This is a genomic window from Emticicia sp. MM (genome assembly GCF_001649495.1).
Map to the genome: position 1 here is coordinate 1 of NZ_LXHX01000102.1, position 20,647 is coordinate 20,647.

At 37.5% G+C, this 20,647-nt stretch carries 17 protein-coding genes; 14 read left to right on the forward strand and 3 right to left on the reverse strand.

Annotated elements, in window-relative coordinates; all coding sequences use genetic code 11:
• The first annotated feature begins 199 nt into the window (after positions 1-199).
• From A6M55_RS12850 to A6M55_RS12875, 6 genes are all read left to right on the forward strand, one after another.
• Positions 200-2,665, forward strand: coding sequence for a T9SS type A sorting domain-containing protein (locus A6M55_RS12850; protein WP_082893017.1), 2,466 nt, complete (start codon positions 200-202; stop codon positions 2,663-2,665).
• An 87-nt stretch (positions 2,666-2,752) separates the two neighbouring features.
• Entirely contained in the window at positions 2,753-3,814 is a 1,062-nt protein-coding gene (locus A6M55_RS12855) for a ferredoxin--NADP reductase (RefSeq protein ID WP_064198000.1), read from the forward strand.
• A 132-nt stretch (positions 3,815-3,946) separates the two neighbouring features.
• Positions 3,947-4,153: a hypothetical protein gene (locus A6M55_RS12860; protein ID WP_064198001.1), complete on the forward strand. Its 207-nt coding sequence runs from the start codon at positions 3,947-3,949 to the stop codon at positions 4,151-4,153.
• A 2-nt stretch (positions 4,154-4,155) separates the two neighbouring features.
• Positions 4,156-4,431, forward strand: coding sequence for a type II toxin-antitoxin system RelE/ParE family toxin (locus A6M55_RS12865; RefSeq protein ID WP_064198002.1), 276 nt, complete (start codon positions 4,156-4,158; stop codon positions 4,429-4,431).
• Between the two features lie 133 nt (positions 4,432-4,564).
• Positions 4,565-7,513 (forward strand): glycoside hydrolase family 3 N-terminal domain-containing protein, encoded by a 2,949-nt coding sequence (locus tag A6M55_RS12870; protein ID WP_064198003.1) that lies wholly within the window; start codon positions 4,565-4,567, stop codon positions 7,511-7,513.
• A gap of 78 nt (positions 7,514-7,591) precedes the next feature.
• Entirely contained in the window at positions 7,592-8,560 is a 969-nt protein-coding gene (locus A6M55_RS12875) for a ThuA domain-containing protein (protein ID WP_064198004.1), read from the forward strand.
• Positions 8,561-8,595: 35 nt separating this feature from the next.
• Here the strand turns inward: A6M55_RS12875 and A6M55_RS12880 are convergent, their stop codons facing one another.
• Positions 8,596-9,207, reverse strand: a complete 612-nt coding sequence (locus tag A6M55_RS12880) for a M23 family metallopeptidase (RefSeq protein ID WP_064198005.1) — start codon at positions 9,205-9,207, stop codon at positions 8,596-8,598.
• Positions 9,208-9,510: 303 nt separating this feature from the next.
• On the opposite strand from A6M55_RS12880, the gene A6M55_RS12885 reads away from it, so the two are divergent.
• From A6M55_RS12885 to A6M55_RS12895, 3 genes are read left to right on the forward strand one after another with little or no spacing between them, the layout of a single operon-like run.
• Positions 9,511-10,995, forward strand: a complete 1,485-nt coding sequence (locus tag A6M55_RS12885) for a cytochrome-c peroxidase (protein ID WP_064198006.1) — start codon at positions 9,511-9,513, stop codon at positions 10,993-10,995.
• Positions 10,996-11,021: 26 nt separating this feature from the next.
• Complete coding sequence (locus A6M55_RS12890) at positions 11,022-12,440, forward strand: WD40 repeat domain-containing protein (RefSeq protein ID WP_064198007.1); 1,419 nt, start codon at positions 11,022-11,024, stop codon at positions 12,438-12,440.
• Positions 12,441-12,452: 12 nt separating this feature from the next.
• A complete protein-coding gene (locus A6M55_RS12895; protein ID WP_082893018.1) occupies positions 12,453-13,367 on the forward strand; it encodes a WD40 repeat domain-containing protein in 915 nt (304 codons plus the stop codon).
• Positions 13,368-13,429: 62 nt separating this feature from the next.
• Here A6M55_RS12895 and A6M55_RS12900 read toward each other — a convergent pair whose 3' ends face one another.
• Together A6M55_RS12900 and A6M55_RS12905 are read right to left on the reverse strand one after the other, a co-directional pair.
• Positions 13,430-14,011, reverse strand: a complete 582-nt coding sequence (locus A6M55_RS12900) for a hypothetical protein (protein ID WP_064198009.1) — start codon at positions 14,009-14,011, stop codon at positions 13,430-13,432.
• Positions 14,008-15,084: an AAA family ATPase gene (locus A6M55_RS12905; protein WP_064198010.1), complete on the reverse strand. Its 1,077-nt coding sequence runs from the start codon at positions 15,082-15,084 to the stop codon at positions 14,008-14,010. The genes A6M55_RS12900 and A6M55_RS12905 overlap by 4 nt, the downstream gene beginning before the upstream one ends.
• A gap of 123 nt (positions 15,085-15,207) precedes the next feature.
• Between A6M55_RS12905 and A6M55_RS12910 the strand changes: the two genes are divergently transcribed.
• The 5 genes from A6M55_RS12910 (at position 15,208) to A6M55_RS12930 (ending at position 20,267) form a co-directional block, all read left to right on the forward strand.
• Positions 15,208-16,692, forward strand: coding sequence for a cryptochrome/deoxyribodipyrimidine photo-lyase family protein (locus A6M55_RS12910; RefSeq protein ID WP_064198011.1), 1,485 nt, complete (start codon positions 15,208-15,210; stop codon positions 16,690-16,692).
• Positions 16,693-16,722: 30 nt separating this feature from the next.
• Positions 16,723-17,349, forward strand: a complete 627-nt coding sequence (locus tag A6M55_RS12915) for a carotenoid biosynthesis protein (protein WP_229235532.1) — start codon at positions 16,723-16,725, stop codon at positions 17,347-17,349.
• Between the two features lie 95 nt (positions 17,350-17,444).
• Entirely contained in the window at positions 17,445-18,725 is a 1,281-nt protein-coding gene (locus A6M55_RS12920) for an SGNH/GDSL hydrolase family protein (RefSeq protein ID WP_064198013.1), read from the forward strand.
• A 34-nt stretch (positions 18,726-18,759) separates the two neighbouring features.
• Positions 18,760-19,506 carry a glycosyltransferase family 2 protein gene (locus A6M55_RS12925; protein WP_064198014.1) on the forward strand — a complete coding sequence of 249 codons (747 nt, stop codon included), beginning with the start codon at positions 18,760-18,762 and terminating at the stop codon, positions 19,504-19,506.
• 89 nt (positions 19,507-19,595) lie between these two features.
• Positions 19,596-20,267: a thiamine diphosphokinase gene (locus A6M55_RS12930; protein WP_064198015.1), complete on the forward strand. Its 672-nt coding sequence runs from the start codon at positions 19,596-19,598 to the stop codon at positions 20,265-20,267.
• Positions 20,268-20,647: the final 380 nt, after the last annotated feature.

Below are 20,647 nucleotides of genomic sequence, written 5' to 3' on the forward strand. Positions count from 1 at the left end.
CCCTCGAACAAACGGGCTACGCTACGAGGGTGGTATTTTGGGGCTGCAAAATTATAAATTTCTTTTAATAAAAACAATAACTTACGAATTATTTTATGCGTAATTAGTTGATATGAAGATAAGAACGTAAATTTGTAGCTGCATTAAGCATCTTCACAGCTACATTTATAAACATACCCAGTTAGACCCACCAAAAATCATGAAATACATTATTACCTTTTTGCTGTTAACATTTATGCTGCCCAAGAGCTTCGCTCAATGGAAATCTAACGAAACCACTCCTTCAATGGTGAGTGCAGCACCTGACTTTCAGTACGCTGTACTTTATTCGATTGATGATGAAGGTAATAGCTTTTATGTTTGGGCTGATTATCGTGATGGACTTATAGATTTATATGCCCAAAAACTGGATGCGAAAGGTATGCCCCAATGGACAAAAGATGGTTTACGTATAGGCAGAATCTTAGATAAAAGCACATTTATTTATACGCCTAAATTGATTAAGCCCGACAGCAAGGGCGGAGCGTATATTTTGTGGCACAGATGTATTGATGTAAATAGAACCGACCGCAGGAATTTATATGCTCAATATGTTTCGAGTGAGGGAAAAGCTCAATGGACGGCCGATGGTGTGAAGGTGACTGACCAAGAACTCACAAGTGATGATGCCAATGATGGTGTTTTGGAACTGAATGATCTAAAAAATGATAAATTGCTGATAACTTTTAATGTTTTCAATCGCTCGACTAATAATAATGTAGTTTTTACAAAAAAGCTGAATTATGCAGGGAAAGTTGTTGAAAATGAAGTAAAATTGTTTGAAGCGAAAGGATTAGAAACGAAGGTTTTGTATGATGAGAAAAACAGCACATTTATTGCCCTCATAAAAGACCCAAGCACCGATTATTCGTTTCAAACTTTTGATGCTGCCAATAAAGCACTTCTTCCATTGACAGCGGCTTTGCCAAACCCATTTTCGGGGAATACTCGCATTGATTTATTTAAAGTTGATGCAGAAGGTAATGCAATCGTAGGTAGAACACTTACGGCAACGGATAAAAGAACAGTGTTAGTGCATAAAATAAATAAGGATGGAAAGAATTTATGGGGAAGTAGCGGCGTGAATTTAGGTTCAAACTCAACTTTTGATGTGCAGATTATCCCAACCAGCGATGGCGGTGGAATGGCCACTTGGATTGAAACAGGCGATAAATCAAGACCTTTTCAGATGGCAAAAATCAATGTCAGTGGAAGTGTCATTTGGAAAAAAGATGTCTTTACACCTCGTTCTGATAAATCTTATTTTTTGCCAAATAAGCTTATTTCGGATGGAAAAGATGGTGTTTATACTTTGTGGTTATTTCCTAAAAACATTGGCTATGACCTAACGGTTCAACATTTCGACTCAAATGGAAATCCAAAGTTTGGTGAAGATGGCGTGGCGATAAAAGATTATACTTTTTTTAGTGATTATCGTTTAATGCTTCATCCAAAAACGGGTGGTGTAATTGTGCTTTATGGCTGTAATAAAGAATTGGAAGATGGCCGTGGTGGCTCAGTAGATTTATACACCAATTATTTTACTGAAACTGGTAAGATTGGCTTAGAGGTGCCACCGAGTATTACGGTTGCTTCACCAAGTCCAAATAGTTTTTGTGCGGGGCAAAGTTTTTCGGTTTCATTCACCACCGCTGACGGTAGTTTTAACCTCAATAATAAATTTAGAGTTTTACTGTCTGACAAATCAGGGAGTTTCGATAAAGCTATTGAGTTAGGCAATGATAGCAGAAGAACTGTAAATGTAAAAACAACCCAAGATTTAGAGAAAGGAACTTACAAAATAAAGGTAGTTTCTACCTCGCCCGTCATTGAAAGTGTGAATACCGTTGAAATTACGGTGGGAGATACGGGTGTTCCGATAATAGCATCTGATAAATTATCTGTTTGTGCAGGAGGAAACGAAAGAGTAACCTTGACTTCGAGTAGTTGCAAAGATGGTTTATTGAAATGGTCGAATGGTTTAACCAGTTCTTCTATTGCGGTTTCGCCAGTTGATAATACAACCTATACTGCGACCTGTGTGATTTCGGGTTGTAAAGAAAGTGCGGTTTCAAATTCGATTTTGATTCAAGCAGTTAAATTGGTGGTTACAGCCAGTAATACTGGCCCATATTTTGAAGGTGAATTATTGAGATTGAGCAGTGTATCAAGCACAGGAACTGCTCCACTAAAATACGAATGGACTGGCCCAAATAGTTTTGCTTCTACGGTTCAGAATCCAAGTATTTTGAATATTTCAATAAGTGCTTCAGGAACGTATAGCGTAAAAGTAACCGATGCTAATAATTGTCAAGGAAATGCCCAAACGGAAGTAAAAGTTAGTCCCATTTTGGCCAATGAAGCCCCGAAAGGTGCTGCGGTAAGTATTTATCCAAACCCAGTTAGCGAGCAGTTGAGCGTTTCTTTCGATTCTGAACCCAATAAACAAATCAGTATAACAATTTTGGACAACCGAGGTCGAGTAATAGAACAACGAAAACTAAAAGCAGTAGGCGGAAATCAACAAGAGAAATTTGATATTAGAAACCTAACGAGCGGTCAGTATCTGCTCAAAATAAACACTTCGCAGCAAGAAGTAGTTAAGAAGATAGTAATTAGTAATTAGTCAAAGATTCATGGTTCATAATAATAGTTGAACAAAATACTGTGGTCAATCGACTATGGACTGTGGTCTAATATAAAACCAATAAAAATGTCGTTAAAAACATATTTCCTACAAGTAAAAGAAGTCGTGCAAGAAACGGCTGACAGTGTAACCATTTATTTTTGGCATCCATTAAGCGAGCAAATCAAATATAAAGCAGGGCAGTTTATTACGATTATTGTGCCAGCGGGCGAAGGTGGCAAGAAAGTACGTCGTAGTTATTCGATGTCCACTTCGCCACATAGCGATACTGCCATCGGCGTTACTGTCAAACGAGTAGAGGGTGGTTTAGTTTCTAACTACCTCAACGATAATGTAAAAGTTGGTGATTTCTTGGAAGTTCTTGAGCCACTGGGTAATTTCTTCTTAGAACCCGATGCCGATACAACTCGCCACATTGTTCTTTTTGCGGCAGGAAGTGGCATCACACCGATGATGTCGATTGCGAAGTCAGTTTTAAAAATGGAGTCAAATTCTCGTGTAACACTTATTTATGGTAATCGTAGAGAGGATTCAATTATTTTCAAGCAAAAACTCGAAGAACTCGAAGCTCAGTATGGCAAACGTTTGGGAGTTCATCATTTATTGAGTAATCCTTCTGATTTGTGGGTTGGGCATAAAGGCAGAATTAGTCAAGGAATAGCCGTTCGCTTGATGAAAGAAGCTGATACCGATTTCACGAAAGATAATTTTTATCTCTGCGGGCCAGTAGGTATGATGGAAGATGTGATTGCTGGTTTGGGTATTTACAATGTATCGAAAGACCGTATTCACCGAGAAAATTTCCACGCTCCGATGGTTGAAGACGAACCACAAGAAGCCGATGATTCGTTACAAACCCAAACTGTAAAAGTAAAATATAATGGAGATGAATATGAGTTTGAAGTAAAACCTCACCAAACGATTTTGGAAGCGGCTTTGGACTTAGATATTGACTTGCCGTATTCGTGCCAAGCGGGTATGTGTACGGCCTGTATGGGTACTTGTACGGAAGGAAAAGTGAAATTGGATGAAGAGGATGGTCTGACCGAAAAAGAACTTAAAAGAGGTTTGATTTTGACATGTGTAGCTCACCCAATGTCGAAAGGGGTTGTGATTGAGATTGATTAAGAAAGAATTTTAAAAATATTTTCTATGCCATAAATTACTTTAAAAGAGTGATTTATGGCTTTTTTATTCTTCAGGATTTCTCAAAACTTCAATATTTCTTATTATCATTGCAGTATAAATTTAGCTATAAACATGACAGCAACAACACTTAAAAAGCACGTAAGGTATGTAACTGATGCCAAAGGTAAGGCTACGGATATTATTATTAGCTTGAAAAACAAGGAGGTGAGAGAATATATCGAAGATTTAATGGATACGCAGGAGGCTATGACAAGAGATGATGATGATACTATTCCGTGGGAGGAAGTGAAGGCTAATTTATATAAAAAACATGATTGAAAATGGGTTATAAAATAGTTGTTCACAAAAAAGCTCAAAAAGAGTTGGAGAAGCTATCAACTTTTTCAAAAATTCATGCTGTAAAAGCTATAGATGATTTAGCTGAAAACCCTTTTCCTGCGGGTTACAAAAAACTCTCAGGATTCAAGAGTGATAGAACCACAGTCAAACAGTGTTACAGAATCAGAGTGGGAGATTATAGAATCATTTACACCATCGAACAAGAAATTATAACCATCACTATCGTACAAATCAAAAAGCGTGGTGATATTTATTAAACAATCAAGGAAGACTTAAAATATTGATTGCTTAGTTCTGATAATATTTTCATTTTAAGCCATAGATTCTTTACTTTTGTAATAATCTGTGGCTTTTTTGTTCGTTATACCCCCAAAACTTAAAATTACCTCCGTGCTTTTTAAAAACAGAAAAATACTTTTGCTGGCTATTATTTGTAGCTTTTTTGGTTTACTAACTTCGTTTATTTTACCGCAGAAAACCCCGCCCGATTATCTCGCTCGTCAAGAACGCTGGGCTGATAGTTTACTTTCAACCATGACATTGGAGGAGAAAGTTGGACAATTATTTATGATTGCTACTTTCTCGAATCGTACCGAAACTTACTACCAACAAGTAGAAAATAATATTGCCACTTATCATCTCGGTGGTCTGATTTTCTTTCAAGGAGGGCCATATCGCCAAGCTCGCCTGACGAATCGCTATCAACAAATTTCCCGTATCCCGCTCATGATCGGTATGGATGCCGAGTGGGGCTTGGGTATGCGGCTTGATAGTGTTATTGAGTTTCCGAAGCAGATAACGCTCGGGGCAATCCAAGATAATAGTTATGTTGAAAAATTTGGAGAAGAAGTTGGCCGTCAATGCAAACGATTGGGTATTCATGTAAATTTTGCCCCTGCAGTTGATGTCAATACCAATCCTAAAAATCCGATTATCAATTATCGTTCGTTTGGTGAGTCGCAGTATAATGTTGCCGAAAAAGGTGCGATGTATATCAAAGGAATGAAAAAATACAATGTCATGGGAAGTGCCAAGCATTTTCCTGGGCATGGCGATACTGACCAAGACTCTCACCGAACCCTTCCATGGGTGAGCCACTCGATTGATCGATTGAATGAAATTGAACTTTATCCTTTCCGCAAACTCATTGCCGATAGTGTGGCAATGGTTATGACTGGCCATTTGTTTGTTCCAGCTCTTGAGCCTCGCACCAATACGCCAACCTCAATTTCTCGCAAAATTGTGACCGAAACCATCAAAGAAAAAATGGGTTTTGAGGGAATTGCCATTACTGATGCCCTCAATATGCGAGGAATTACGGCAGGTTTACAAGCAGGCGAACCAGAATTGTTGGCCTTTTTGGCAGGAAATGACATTTTATTGCAATCGGGAAACCTTCCTGCGGCATTTAACAGAATCAAAGCGGCGGTAGAAAGTGGCCAAATACCGATAGCAGAACTGGAGGCTCGTGTAAAGAAAATCTTGAAGTCGAAATTTTGGGCGGGTTTGAGTAATTATAAACCAATCGAAATGGCAGGTTTGGGCAGTGATTTAAACAGCAAAAAAGCCAATGATTTAAAAGCCGAATTATTTGAGCAGGCTGTTACAATCATCAAGAACCAAGATAATTTATTGCCATTTGTGAATATTGATACTACGAGTTTTGCATCGGTTGCTATCAGTGCCGAAGCGGGCAATGAATTTCAGAAAATGCTTAGTCAATATGCCAATTTCAGACATTTTGCTGTGCCTTTTAAACCTGCGGCCGATAAAGACATAACTTGGGTTTTGGAAGAAGCCGCCAGGTATAAGGTAGTAGTGGTAAGCGTGCATGATATGAATAGCCGAGGCGATAGAAATTACGGCGTTTCGCCCGCAACGATTTCGTTCATCAATCAACTTCGACAAAAAACCAAAGTTGTAGTAGTAGGTTTTGGGAATCCATACGGCATGAAATTGTACGATGGCGTGCCAAATTTAGTTTGTGGCTATGAAGATGAAATTGCTTCACAGCGAGTTGTGCCACAGATTTTATTTGGGGCATTACCAGCCAAAGGTAAATTGCCAGTGACAGTTACTTACGAACAAAAAGTAGGAAATGGCGTGCAAACCGAACGCATCGGAAGGGTATCTTTCGGAACTCCCGAGAGCGTAGGCATGAACGAAAAAAAACTCAATGAAATAGAGCAAATTGTGCAGCAAGGCATAAGCAATCGGGCTTTTCCTGGGTGTCAGGTTTTGGTAGCTCGTAATGGAAAAGTAGTTTATAATCGAAATTTTGGTACACTTCGTTATGATATTTATGAGCCAGTAAACGACCAGACACTTTATGACATTGCATCAATGACCAAAGTTTCGGCAACATTACAAGCGGTCATGCTTTTAAACGAAAGAGGAGCGATTGATTTGAATGAAAAAGCTTCAACCTACCTACCCGAAATGCGTGGAACTAACAAAGAAAATATGCTGGTTTCGGATATTTTGATGCACCAAGCTGGTTTGGTGGCGTTCATTCCTTTTTGGGAGAAAACCAAGTCGGGTGGAACTTTTAAAAGTGATTATTATCGTTTCGTAAAAGATAGTGTAAATCTGCAAGTGGCTGATAATCTGTATATTACACCCGAAATCAGAGATTCGGTGTGGCGTTGGGTACAGCAATCTAAACTTATCAATGTCTATGATAGATTGGGCGGTTATCGGTTTACTTACAGTGACTTAGGGCTAATTATGTTACAAAAAATGGTTGAGAGAATCACGAATCAGCCACTCGATGAATTTGTGGAACAGAATGTTTACGAACCGCTCGGAATGACTTCAACGCTTTATAATCCGAATACAAAATTTGCCAAAAATAACATTGCTCCAACCGAAAACGATGCACTTTTTCGAGCCTCACAGATTCAAGGAACTGTGCACGACCCAAACGCCGCTTTGCTTGGTGGAGTGGCTGGCCATGCGGGACTTTTCAGTAATGTGAGCGATTTGGTGAAACTTTATCAGATGAATTTGCAGAAAGGGTATTATGGCGGTCGTCAGATTTTGTTTCCTACAACCGTTCCACATTTTGCTCGAAATTATACACAACGCAGTCACCGAGGACTCGGCTGGGACAAACCCGAAGCAGGAGATGATAAACCTGTCATTGCGATTGATGCTTCGCCCAAAACTTTTGGACATACGGGCTTTACTGGCACAGCGGTGTGGGTTGACCCCGAACGAGATTTAATTTTTATTTTCCTTTCAAACCGAGTTTATCAGAGTTCGGCCAATAATAAAATCAATACTTTGAAGATTCGTAAACGTATCCATGAAGTTATCAACGCTGCTATCATTCAATAGTTTTGATTTTACATGCCCAACGTTTGTGTTTCATAGAACTTTATACTAATTTGCTCTCAGATAAAGACAACCCTTTCTATGAACAAAATGCTTATTTTCTGTGCTTATTTTCTTCTTTCATTTGCTTTTAGCACTTTCGCCCAAAAGAAAAAATCAATTATCCGAACTCTCATTGTTGATGGCCAAAATAACCATGTTCAATGGCCTAAAATAACCTTCATGATGAAGAATTATTTAGAAGAAACAGGTAGATTTAGAGTAGATGTGCAACGAACAAAATATACATGGCTCGGAGAAGAATTTATAAAGAAATTCCCGATAGAAGGCCTTGGCGAAACCGAAGCGATGAAAAAATCGCAAATAGACCCAGATTTCAAACCAGATTTTTCAAAGTATGATTTGGTAATTTGCAATTTTGGTTGGAACGCAGCCCCGTGGCCCGAAGAAACGCAAAAGAATTTTGAGAAATACATGAAAAAAGGCGGAGGATTAGTGGTAATTCATGCCGCTGATAATTCGTTTCCACAATGGCCTGACTACAACAAAATGATTGGTTTGGGTGGCTGGGGCGATCGTACCGAAAAAGATGGCCCTTATGTGTATTATAACAACGAAGGACAACTTATACGTGATAACTCAGTAGGTAAAGCGGGTTCGCACGGGCCAGAGCATGAATACATGATTGAAATTAGAAATTCGGAGCATCCAATTACGAAAGGAATGCCAACTAAGTGGCTACACGCCAAAGATGAGTTGTATGACAGGCTCAGAGGCCCAGCCGAGAATATGGAAGTACTGGCAACTGCTTTTTCGGCAAAAGATAAGAAAGGAACAGAGCGTCATGAACCAATGTTGCTCACACTTAACTACGGAAAAGGAAAGATTTTTCACACACCAATGGGGCATATTGATTATTCGGTAGAATGTGTCGGATTTATCACTTGTTTGCTTAGAGGCTCAGAATGGGCAGCTACTGGTAAAGTTACATTACCGATTCCACAAGATTTTCCGACTGCTGAAAAGACAAGTAGTAGAACGTTTAAATGATATTGCAGAAGGTAATCCAAAAAGTTCTTTTTGGATTACCTATTTAACATACTGAGTTTTCCTCGCTCAAAATCCATAAATAGAAAATCAAACGGGTCGATGTATTGATTGTTTTTCTTCAATGTATAATGTAAATGCGGTCCAGTTACCGTACCCGTAGCACCCACTTCCCCAATTATCTGCATTCGCTTCACGTGCTGGCCTTTCTTTACCGAAATCTTATTCAGGTGTCCATAAATCGACTCAAAACCGTAGCAATGTTTGATTTTGATGTAGTTTCCTAAATCAACCTTGAAACCGACTTCAATTACATCGCCATCGCCCGTTGCAACGGCTTTTTCGCCCGTTGCTCCTTTCAAGTCAATGCCACGATGAAACAACGAAACTTTATGCACAGGATGATTACGAAAACCATAAAATGAATTGATATTGACTTCTTTTTTCATCGGATAACCCGCAGGAATTGCATTGATGAAGTTTTCTTTGAATGGGTCGCTGTAAATATGGCGAAGCATATCATTAATCTCAACCATCGGTGTGAGTTGGGTTTCCCAATAATCTTCTTCGGGAGGGTTATTGCTTGCAAGTTGTGAAAAAACCGAAAAATTTATGGACAGCAAAAATATTATTAACGTTACTTTCTTCATTATCAAATATCGAATGTGGATACAAAAATAAGTCGTTTGTCTATTAAAAAGTGCTTTATGTTGTAAACATTCAATAGATTCAACGTATAGTGCTAAACATTCTTGTTGTCCAGAAGGTTAAATAAACTCGGTTTAATACTTTTTTTTGTTTTCGTAAATCCATAAGGTTAAATATACCGTAAGTATATGTAGCAATTCTATTCTCTCTTTTTTAAGAGCAATTGTTGCAGCGACCGTTAATAATATTTTTTAAACTTGCTATATAAATTGCCTTCTAATGGGGCAACTACGTATTTCCTACAAATGAAATTAATCTATCAAGTCATATCATTGTGCTTGGTCTCTTTTGTTGTACTTGCATCTCTGACCCAAAAAGATGACTCTCCACAGAAGAAATACTTGATGGATGCTACATTACAAATTCAAAAACAGTTTCTTCTGTCTGCTCCAATTTCTCAAATTAGAGAATCTTATAAATCAATCGAAATACTTTGTTTTTTAGTGAAAAATGAAGAATTATTTATCGAAAACGCTCACACTTTACAAAAGTTAGAATATTCTATCGCTCAACAAGAACTTGATAAACTGAGTATAAATCTCGGGAAATTGGTGTTTGATTTACAAGAGTTCAATGAAATTGATTGGGCGGATGCTTACCTAAAATCTTTACGAACAACCTATCTGCTGACACTTACAGGTTGGAAAACTAATCATTTACCTGAGCAGAAAAAAGCAGAAGCTCAAGCTCAAATCCGAACGCTTCGAGTCTTAAATACACTTCAAAATTGGTCAAATAAACAGCAATTAGATAAGTTTTTATACGATTACCACGAAGTACTAAAAGAAGAAAATACAGACTGGAGAAAACTATACACTGATTTTATTTTACCTATTGAAAAAGCATATTTAGCTAATACAAATGCCACTAAACTTACACTTTTTGAAGAGTTTTTATTTAGTGAAAATAAGCCCGATACATCAAAAATTTCTCTTGGAAAACTACTTTTTTATGAAACAGCTCTTTCTGCCAATTTCAAGCGAAGTTGCTCATCGTGTCATCGTCCGCAAAAAGCTTTTTGTGATAACAGGCAGACCAGTTTAGGTTTTCAGTTAGGTACAAATCTTACAAGAAATTCGCCTACGCTTATCAATGCTTCTTACAATACATCATTTTTTCACGATGGGCGAGCTGACGATATTCCTGCGGTTATCGCTTCAGTTGTGACTCATCCAGATGAATTTCGGAATGATTTCCCAACTATCATTGAGCGTCTTTCTTCGAGCGAAGAATACCGCCAAAAGTTTAAAAATGTTTATCAAGAAAAAAGTATTAATCAGATTCAAATTCAAGATGCTCTCACGGCTTTTATTAATTCATTATCAAGCCGAAAAAGTGTTTTTGATGAATGGATACGAGAAAAAAATACCATAGTCGATTTATCGGAAGGTTATAAAGTATTCATGAATAATTGTGCTTCGTGCCATTTTATAGGTACTTTTTCGGGTTTTTTGCCACCATTTTACAAAAAAAACGAATTTTATGAAGGTATAAAAACACCAACTTTACGTAATACTTCGCTCACACAACCTTACATGCACGATGGCAGATTGACAGAAATCTCAGATGTTATAAAAAAACATTACGGAGAAAAACTCTCTGACCAAGAACACCAAGCATTAAAAATATTTTTAGAATCATTGACAGACTCAGAAATAGATAAAACAGAACCTAAAACATTACCCACAATGCCAATGGCTCTTAATCGAAAAGTTGGCGGATATTATTAAAAAAACAGTAACCCAAAAAGAAAAAAATGAACAAAACACGATTAATTTTACTTGCAGCCATATTGTTTGGCTGTACGCAGCTAAATGCCCAAAAGCAAAATTTAGTAGGCGTTTGGAAAATACAAGTGCCACACGGCATTTTGGCGATGGATGTAAGCAATGATAGCAAAAAAGTTGTAACGGGGGGCTTATCGAACCAGCTAACAGTTTGGGAACTGACAACGGGCAAAAAATTGATTGAACTAAAAGGTCATACCGATAATATCGTTTCGGTACGATTCAGCCCAAATGGCCGATATATTGTGAGTGGAGGTGTTGATAAGACAATTATCCTCTGGGATGCCATCACGGGAGATATTATTCGTCAGAAAATCGACCATGGAGATTATGTGCGTGATTTAGTGTTTAGCCCTGATAGCAAAAGTTTTGCGAGTGCAAGCTGGGATGGAACTGCTATCATTTGGGATACTTTTTCGGGGCAAAGAATCAATACTATATCGTCGCACAACGATAACGTAACGGCAGTTGATTTTAATTTCGATGGCAGCGAACTCATAACAGGTAGCGGTGACCACTCAATTTGCGTGTGGGATACCAAAACTTGGGCAAAAAAATACGAACACAAAGAACATACCGATGAAGTATGGGATGCCCGTTTTTCGCCAAATGGTCGCTACATCGTTAGCGGAGCTTGGGATAATATGTGTCGAGTGTGGGATATTGCCGCCAAAAAGCAAGTTTTTAGAATCAATGCCCACGTTTCAGATGTTTGGTCAACTACTTTTACGCCTGACCAACAGCTAATCGTGACGGGCGGAGGTGATAATTACGTAAGGGTTTGGGATGTAACCAATGGTGAATTAGTGGCCGAATCTCCCGAAGGAATGCACAATGGTTCGGTTGAGTCGGTGGCAGTGAGCCAAGACAACAAAAACATTGTGAGTGTTGACCGCAACGGTAATTTGGTTGTGTGGCATTTGCCTACTTATGAGCAGCGAATTTCGGCTTACACCAACCGAAAATATGAGGAATGGTCGAAAAAAAGTCAATATGAGAAACAAGAAGAGTATATTTCGAGACTCGAAAAGAAAACCGATTTTATTGAAGATTGGAAAAAAGAATATCAGGCTCTTTCGGTGAGTACATTTATAAAAATGACCGATTGGACAAACTTCCAGATTCTCGGATACGATGCCGAAAAGAGCATTTTTAAGTTAAATTCTCCGTATTTTGGTAAAGTTGCTGTAAAAGTTCCCAACCGTGATGCCGAAAAGTTTGAGCAATCATTCAAATCAGCCACCTTTGCCGAGCCGACTATTTCGCTCACCGAAAAAGGTTTTATTTTGCAAAAAGCAACAATTCAGCTCGAACCCAATTCACGAAAAAATTACACGATTAGCCCCTTGTTTGATGACGAATTAGGTGAAGTGATAGGCAAACAATAACAAAGACTGATTATGAAAAAAATAATTATTTTGTTGTCGTTGCTAAATGTAGGAATGACAACCGATAAACCTCGCCGAGAATTTTATACAAACAGTAAGCCAAAAGCAGTTTCTTTCAGCACCGATGGTAGTTTGATAGCCGCCAGTTTTGAAGGTTCGATGGAGGTGTATCATACACGAATAGGACTCCGAATAAAAAGTTTTTCCACAGAAAACCTAATAACGGATATAGATGCATCGCCAAACGAGCCAAATATCGTGGCTTGTGCCGATAAATCAAATAGCATTGTGTTTTGGAATATTGAAAAAGGAGAAATACAAAAGAAAATCACGCTAAAAGAAGCAATAAAAGGTATTGAGTATCAGAAAGATGGACGTGAAATCTTAGTGAATACTGGCAAAAATGTAAGCTTTTATGAGGTACTTTCAGGAAAAAAAACGCAGACATTTAAGACTACAAATGCCATTTTAATGACCTATAGTCAAGCGAGCCAAATATTGGCTACAACGCACCCCGATAATACAATAACGGTTTGGAATTTAGCGACTAATAAAAAACTTTTTGTACTGAATAAACACAAAGGGAAAATTTCTCAAATTGCTATTAATAAGGCTGGTAATCAGTTGATTAGCTCGTCAGTTGATAGGACAATTAGGGTTTGGGATTTGAAAACTGGACAAGAAACCAAGAAAATAGCGTATAATGCAGCCTTCAATTGTGTCGTCTATGATTTAAACGAAAATCATCTCATTTCGGCATCAGATGATAAGAAAACAATTGTTTGGGATATCGCTGCCGAAACCCCGACGATTTTGAATCAATACGAAGGACAAAGCGAAGCTACTTTTGTAAGTCGCCATCCGAAAGAACAAATTTTGTTATCGGGCTATAACGACACAGTTTTACAGACTTGGTTGATGAAGTGATAGAAATGTGGGAAATATTAAGATGCAGAAACTGTTTTTATTGATGGTTTCTGCATCTTTTATTATAGTCTTGATAGTAGTTGATTCACTTGATTATGAAAGTGCCTAAAACTTTCAGAGCGATTTTTGAGCCATTCAATATCTGTATCTTTCGATAAAGAATCAACAATTGGATTGGAAAGCTCGTTAGATGGTCTTTTTGAGCCATAAACAACTTCTTTTGCTCTGGGGCGAGGTTGTTTTTCTATAATTTCATTTTTAGTTGTGTTCGGATTTTCTTTTTTCATCTTTAAATACCAAAGCCAATGTTCAATACATTGAATTGGAATAAAAATACAAGTTTGGTCTTTAAATCGTGGATTTATCTGTGCTTTCATTTCCTCAAATAAAGTTAATAGCTTTGCTTGCTCGGCATCATCAAGGTCAATTCCAACGAAGAAAATATCTTGTTGATAAACAGAAATTCCAAATTGGATAGCTTCAACAAAGAGTTTTTTTACAGAACCTCTATCTTTAGCTTTTAGAGGAAAATATTCATCAAATTCAAATGAAAAATCGGCTGATTCGAAGGCTGCTAAATAGTTTTTTAGAAAGATTTTTTGAGCTTCATCTTCCCCCAGAAAGCCATATTTTAGTATTCTCATTTTGGTACTCCTCCCATAAAGCCTAAAACCCAGTGTTCGGCTAAATCTTGTGTGAATTTGATACGAGGCAAGCCTTGTGCATCATTTGCATTATCAGATGGCTCAATAATATCTGTTTGCAAGTTCTTGATTTGCGTAGCCCCTTCTTCATCTTTATCAAAAATAAAAACAGCTTCTGGAATATCCTGAAACTCATTTACCACATACGGATGATGCGTAGTCATAATCACCTGAATGTCTTTTTCTTGAGCTAAATCGAATATAAAATCAACCACTTCTTTGATTCTACGGGGATGAATACCTTTTTCGGGTTCTTCCAATAACAATAATTTAGGTGGGTTTGGTTGATGAATAATACAAAGCAAAGCAAGAAAGTAAAGCGTACCTTCTGATAATTCATCTGCCCAATAAGTAATTTTTTGTTGAGGATTGTAAAGTCCTAAACGTTTGAAAGTTTTATCTCCGTATAGTTTTATTAAGTCAGCAGTGGCAGGTACATTTTCAAGCTGTATTCGTGAAAACTCTGGAATACATTTTTGTAAATCATGCTCAATTGCTTCAAAGTTATCTCGGTATTTATCGCGTAAAATATCAAGAAAAGCTACGAGGTTTGATGCATCGGTTTCAACAATTTCTTGGTTGGGGAGTAAAGGAAATGTATTTATAAGTTTTGAAGGTTCTAACTTGTAAATAGGTATATCTCCAATGAGAAAACGATGACTAATAGGTAATCGTTCTCCCATAGATGTTTCATTTCCTATTGAGTCACTTTCCCAAATATTTTCTTCAATTTCTTCAAATTTATTATTAAATTTTGAAAAAGTTACATGTATATCATTTTCAAAATAAAGTGTTAAATTTATCTTAAATGTACTAGGCTTGTGTGCGAAAAGATATTCCGATATTTTTTTTGGTGGTTTTTTACCTAAATCATACATATCAAAAAACTCCAAAGCCTTCAATAAATTACTTTTCCCCGAATTATTTGGTCCAATCAATAAATTAACTGGTTGCAGGTCAAGAGTTACGTTTTTTAAACTTTTGAAATTTTCTATATGAATGCGTTTGAGCATGATGGTTCAGTTGTTTTTATACAATATTACAAATATTACACTTAAAATAGAAAAATCATCTTTAAGAAGCCTCAAAACGTATAATATTCAAAACAAAACTTATCAGCCAGCGGTTAATTTTCTATGAATATCGTCTGGTTTAAAAGAGATTTACGCCTAAGCGACCACGCACCCCTCAAAGCTGCCATCGAAGATGGAGAATCATTTTTGATGCTTTATATTTGGGAGCCGTCGGTCATGGCCGACCCACATTACAGTTCTCGACACTGGAATTTTGTACAACAATCGCTCGACGACCTCAACACTCAACTTTCGACTGGAAATGCTTTATTATGCATCACGATTTTAGAAGGTGAGGCCGAGGCTATTTTCACCGCAATTCATCAAAAATATCAACTCAAAAAAGTATTTTCTTACGAAGAAACGGGCCTGAAAATTACTTATGACCGAGATAAGATTCTGACTAACTATTTCAAAGAAAACAGCATCGAGTGGCGAGAGTTTCAGACGAATGGTATTGTAAGAAAACTAAAAAATCGTGAAAACTGGTCAGAGCTTTGGAAAGCTCACATGCACCAAAAACTTGATGAGCCAAATTGGACAAAACTAAGAAATCCTTGTTTGGTTTTTGATGAAGAAAATGAGATTTATAAACAATTTCTTCCTAAAAAATACTACCTAAATTACGATAAAGAGAATAAGCCAATTTTTCAGCCAGGTGGCGAAACTTACGCTCATCGGTATCTGCAAAGTTTCTTGAACGATAGAGCTAAAAATTATTCTAAAACGATTTCAAAACCACTCGAAGCTCGCAAAAGTTGTAGCCGACTTTCGCCCTACATTGCATGGGGAAATCTCTCAATTCGACAGGTTTATCAATACACCCAAAACGCAAAAAAACGAGTTTCGTACCGCCGAGATTTAGAAAACTTTGCATCCCGACTGCACTGGCACTGTCACTTCATTCAGAAGTTCGAGATGGAAGACCGTATGGAGTTTGAAAACATTAATCGAGGCTACGATAATTTACAAAAAACTGAAAATCAGAATTTTATCAAGCAATGGAAAGCAGGAAAAACTGGTTATCTGCTCGTAGATGCTTGTATGCGATGTGTCTGCGAAACAGGTTATTTGAATTTCCGAATGCGAGCAATGGTGGTTTCGTTTCTGACGCACCAACTTTTTCAACATTGGAAAGAAGGAGCGGTTTTTCTCGCCCAACAATTCCTTGATTTTGAGCCAGGGATTCACTATCCGCAGTTTCAGATGCAAGCGGGTGTTACGGGCATGAATACCGTCAGGATGTATAATCCTGTGAAACAATCGCAAGACCACGACCCGCACGGAATCTTCATTAAAACTTGGGTAAAAGAACTCGAAAACTGCCCCGAAAACTTTATCCACGAACCGTGGAAAATGACCCCAATGGAGCAAGATTTATATAATTTTCGTTTGGGTGGAAATTATCCTTTTCCAATAATTGATTTAGAACAAACTACTAAATTTGCCAAAGATAAACTCTGGGGAATCAGAAAAAACATTGAAGTAAAAGTCGAAAGCAAACGAATTTTGAGCAAACACGTTGTGCATCGCAAGAAAAAGAAATAATTTTGGAAAATACTAACAATTATTCAATAAGTGAAAAACCATAAACCATATCTCTACCTCCTAACCTCCATGTATATCGCAGGAGTAATTGGCCTAAACATCAATGCTACTGCCGAACTTTTTAAGTTTCTCACGCCATTCAATTTGGTGGCATCGTTGGGTATTTTACTCTATTTTCACAATGATTGGAATCGGAATTTTATCGTTTTTGCCGTAATTGCTTTTCTAACAGGCTATTTCATTGAGGTTGTGGGCGTAAAAACTGGACTAATTTTCGGGCATTATCAATACGACCGAACTCTCGGATTCGAGATTCTTGAAGTACCGCCAGTCATCGGTGTCAATTGGCTTTTGTTGGTTTATTGTGTTGGGAGTTCGTTTTGTCGAGTCAATCAGCCACTTTATATCAAAGTAGTTTACGGAGCAATACTCATGACAATGTTCGATTTTCTGGTCGAACCCATTGCCATTCGTTTAGAAATGTGGTCGTGGTTTGGGCTGCTTCCACCCGTTCAAAACTACGTTGGTTGGTTTGTGGTTTCTGCGTTTTTGCTCACACTTTTTCACTGGTTGCCGTTCCGAAAAGATAATAAAATTGCTTTTTGGTTATTGATTCTTCAAATATCTTTTTTCGGAGTACAAAGTTTATTGTTTTAATTTTCAAGTCATTACAACTTTTTTCTATCAAATCGAATCATTACTTTTGAAAGACTATTATTTACTTAACTTTAGCCCAAATATCCGCTAATTTTATGAAACGTTCGCTAAAAATTTTTATCGGAATCTTAATTGGTTTTGTGGCCATAACAAGTTGTGAAAACCAAGCAGAAGAACTTACCTCAACTGGAATAGAAAGCTCACTTCTCTCGAAATACATTTCCGTAGGAGGTTCATTAACAGCGGGTTATACCAACGGAGGGCTTTATCGAGAAGGGCAATTAGCGTCTTATCCAAATCTCGTTGCTCAGCAAGCAGGCGTAAAGTTTGACCAAGCTCTTTTTCCAGTAGGACAAGAAAACGGAACGGGTTATTGGGCGACAACACAAAATAATACTTCACTTCAATTCGATAAAATTTCCGATAAACTCGCAATTCTTACAACTTCTCCACTCACTTTGGCAAAATATTCGGGAAGTGTAGCAAATAATTATGGAGTAGTTGGTTTGCGAGTTTCTGATGTTAATAAAGCAGGTTTTGGAAATGCTAAAACACAAGGTTTTAACCCATTTTTCGAGCGAATTCTTCCCGCAGGAAAAGAAGAAACATCATACACTGATTTTGTGAAAGAAAGCAATGCAACGTTTTTTACTGTCAGCATCGGTGAGCAAGATATATTGTCTTACGCAGCATCGGGCGGTAAAACTTCCATGACTGAAACCTCTTCGTTTGCCCTAAATATACAAAAGTTACTTGATGCTTTGGTTGCAAATAACGCAAAAGGGGTACTAACTAATATCCCAAATGTGCTTGATTTGCCCTATTTTAATTTTTATACATTTCAAGAACTTGCTAAAAATGTAGGCACAACTGATATTTTTATCACCACGGGAAATGGAATTGTTAGAGCTGCAACCGCCAACGACAAAATCTTGATGGAGGCCATTCAAAATGTCGGTAAAACAAATACAGCAAATCAGAAGAAAGGTTTCTCTATGACTTATCCGCTTACCAACGAGGAGGTTTTGGATAAAGACGAGATAAGTATCATCGCCTCACGTCTGAATGATTTTAACGGTGTTTTGAAGTTTGAAGCCAGCAAACGAGGTATTCTTTTAGCCGATTTAAATGGTCTTTACGCCCAAGTAAAAAGCAAAACTTACACCCTAAATGGCGTACAATTCGATAATTCTTTATTTACAGGGGGCTTTTTTAGCCTTGATGGAATCAATCCAACGCCACGAGGTTCGGCAGTTATTGCCAACGAAGTCATTAAGGTTATCAATGAAAATTATAAAAATTCATTAAAAACAGCGATTCCTTCGCTTGATGTTAGTAAATTTGAGGCTCTGAAAGTCAAACTAACCCAATTTTAGACAAAAAAGTCTAAAACTGAGAAGCGAATAAATAATGAAAATTTCAATCGTTACGGCCGCCTACAATTCTGCGGCAACCATCAAAGACACCATTGACAGTGTACTCTCACAAGATTATCCCGACATTGAATATATCTTAGCTGATGGTGGCTCAAAAGATGGTACGGTTGAAATTCTGAAATCTTATGGCGATAAAATCAGGTGGGTTTCCGAAAAAGATAGCGGTATTTACGAAGCCATGAACAAGGCCGTTAAGATGGCCACTGGACATGCCATTGGTGTAATGGGGGCTGATGATTTTTATCCTGATAATCAAGTTATTAGCAAAGTAGCAAAAGCTTTTGAAGACTCAAAAGCCGATTCGGTTTATGGTGATTTATATTACGTTGAAGCCGAAGACCCTAACAAGATTGTAAGAAATTGGAAGTCAGGTAAATATGACCATAATCGCTTTTTGAATGGCTGGATGCCACCTCATACCGCTTTTTTCTTGACAAAAGCCGCTTATGATACTTACGGGTTATACGATACCTCTTTCCGAAGTGCAGGCGATTATGAGTTGATGCTCAGGATGCTTTACCGACATAAACTTTCTTCTTACTACATTCCTGAAGTTTTAATGAAAATGAGAGTAGGAGGAAAGAGCAATGCCTCTATTAAGAATCGTATTAGAGCCAACAAAGAAGACCGTCGAGCATGGGAAATCAATGGTATACAACCTCGTTGGTACACCCTTTACGCTAAGCCACTTTCTAAGGTTTTTCAATGGATTTTGAAGTAATCCTTTTGATTTGTTTCATCAATGAATAATGATGCTTTGAAGGGTCGCAAACGTTCTTCATTCTTCATTCTTCATTCTTCATTAATATTATGTCTTCACACCATATCGTACGAGAAAAACAAGAGCCAGCACTCATCATTGCTAATGGAGAAAGTTGTAGCTCCGACCTTCTTGGGCAGCTCCTTGAGTGGAGTCCATTTGTAGTAGTGCTTGATAGTGCCATTCACCGAGTGATGTCACTGGGAATCAAGGTTGATGTGCTGCTGGGCGATTTTGATAGAGGTATTGATTTAGAAGAGATTGAGCAGAGTCAGTACCCAATTGAGATTGTTCATACGCCCGACCAAGATAAAACAGATCTCGAAAAAGCCTTTGATTTCTTAATAAATAGGGGTTTCCCGGCAGTAAATGTGGTTTGGGCTACTGGTCGTCGTGCAGACCACTCTATCACAAATATGACCAATATTATTCGTTACAAAAGTAAACTTTCTATCGTAATGATAGATGATTATTCGGTCATTTACCCCCTTTTACCCCTTCCTAATACCTTTGAAAAGTGGTACGCAAAAGGTTCACAAATTTCACTTATTCCGATAAGTAGTGCTACTAATATACGAACGAAAAATCTGCTTTACGAGCTTGATAATGAGCAACTTACGCTTGGTTATCGTTCGGGTAATAGTAACGAGGCTGCCGAAGATGGTATTGTAAGTATTTCTTATCAATCTGGCGACCTTCTGCTGATGGAATGCCATGATTAATTTATGCTTTTTTCAATGTGGATAACTTTTTCAGAATTTATTTTTTTTTCTGAAAATAAAATATTTACATTTGTCAATGAAAATATAGTCAAACTACTGCAATAGAAAACCTCAATTTAGAAAGAAAAAAGTATTTGCTTCATGTGGATAACTTTTTTTATTAAACTTTTCTAATCCACTCGTTAAGTAACTGATTGATTATTAGCTCTTAATAATTTCATAACATTACACTTTTTTACTATCGGTAAATAGGTATAGGATTTGGATTTTTATATACCTTGACATTTTACTAATTTTACACTTGTTGTTTTTCAAAATTGTTGATTTCAACCTTTGATTGACTGCTTTAAAAATTTAGTATCAAAGAACCCAAAAAGTGG

What these genes read in the sequence shown, in the direction of transcription:
- A6M55_RS12925 (WP_064198014.1), top strand. Translation starts at nt 18,760, where the DNA reads ATGAAAATTTCAATCGTTACGGCCGCCTACAATTCTGCGGCAACCATC.
- A6M55_RS12890 (WP_064198007.1), top strand. Translation starts at nt 11,022, where the DNA reads ATGAACAAAACACGATTAATTTTACTTGCAGCCATATTGTTTGGCTGT.
- A6M55_RS12920 (WP_064198013.1), top strand. Translation starts at nt 17,445, where the DNA reads ATGAAACGTTCGCTAAAAATTTTTATCGGAATCTTAATTGGTTTTGTG.
- A6M55_RS12930 (WP_064198015.1), top strand. Translation starts at nt 19,596, where the DNA reads ATGTCTTCACACCATATCGTACGAGAAAAACAAGAGCCAGCACTCATC.
- A6M55_RS12865 (WP_064198002.1), top strand. Translation starts at nt 4,156, where the DNA reads ATGGGTTATAAAATAGTTGTTCACAAAAAAGCTCAAAAAGAGTTGGAG.
- A6M55_RS12885 (WP_064198006.1), top strand. Translation starts at nt 9,511, where the DNA reads ATGAAATTAATCTATCAAGTCATATCATTGTGCTTGGTCTCTTTTGTT.
- A6M55_RS12905 (WP_064198010.1), bottom strand. Translation starts at nt 15,084, where the DNA reads ATGCTCAAACGCATTCATATAGAAAATTTCAAAAGTTTAAAAAACGTA.
- A6M55_RS12910 (WP_064198011.1), top strand. Translation starts at nt 15,208, where the DNA reads ATGAATATCGTCTGGTTTAAAAGAGATTTACGCCTAAGCGACCACGCA.
- A6M55_RS12880 (WP_064198005.1), bottom strand. Translation starts at nt 9,207, where the DNA reads ATGAAGAAAGTAACGTTAATAATATTTTTGCTGTCCATAAATTTTTCG.
- A6M55_RS12850 (WP_082893017.1), top strand. Translation starts at nt 200, where the DNA reads ATGAAATACATTATTACCTTTTTGCTGTTAACATTTATGCTGCCCAAG.
- A6M55_RS12875 (WP_064198004.1), top strand. Translation starts at nt 7,592, where the DNA reads ATGAACAAAATGCTTATTTTCTGTGCTTATTTTCTTCTTTCATTTGCT.
- A6M55_RS12895 (WP_082893018.1), top strand. Translation starts at nt 12,453, where the DNA reads ATGAAAAAAATAATTATTTTGTTGTCGTTGCTAAATGTAGGAATGACA.
- A6M55_RS12860 (WP_064198001.1), top strand. Translation starts at nt 3,947, where the DNA reads ATGACAGCAACAACACTTAAAAAGCACGTAAGGTATGTAACTGATGCC.
- A6M55_RS12855 (WP_064198000.1), top strand. Translation starts at nt 2,753, where the DNA reads ATGTCGTTAAAAACATATTTCCTACAAGTAAAAGAAGTCGTGCAAGAA.
- A6M55_RS12900 (WP_064198009.1), bottom strand. Translation starts at nt 14,011, where the DNA reads ATGAGAATACTAAAATATGGCTTTCTGGGGGAAGATGAAGCTCAAAAA.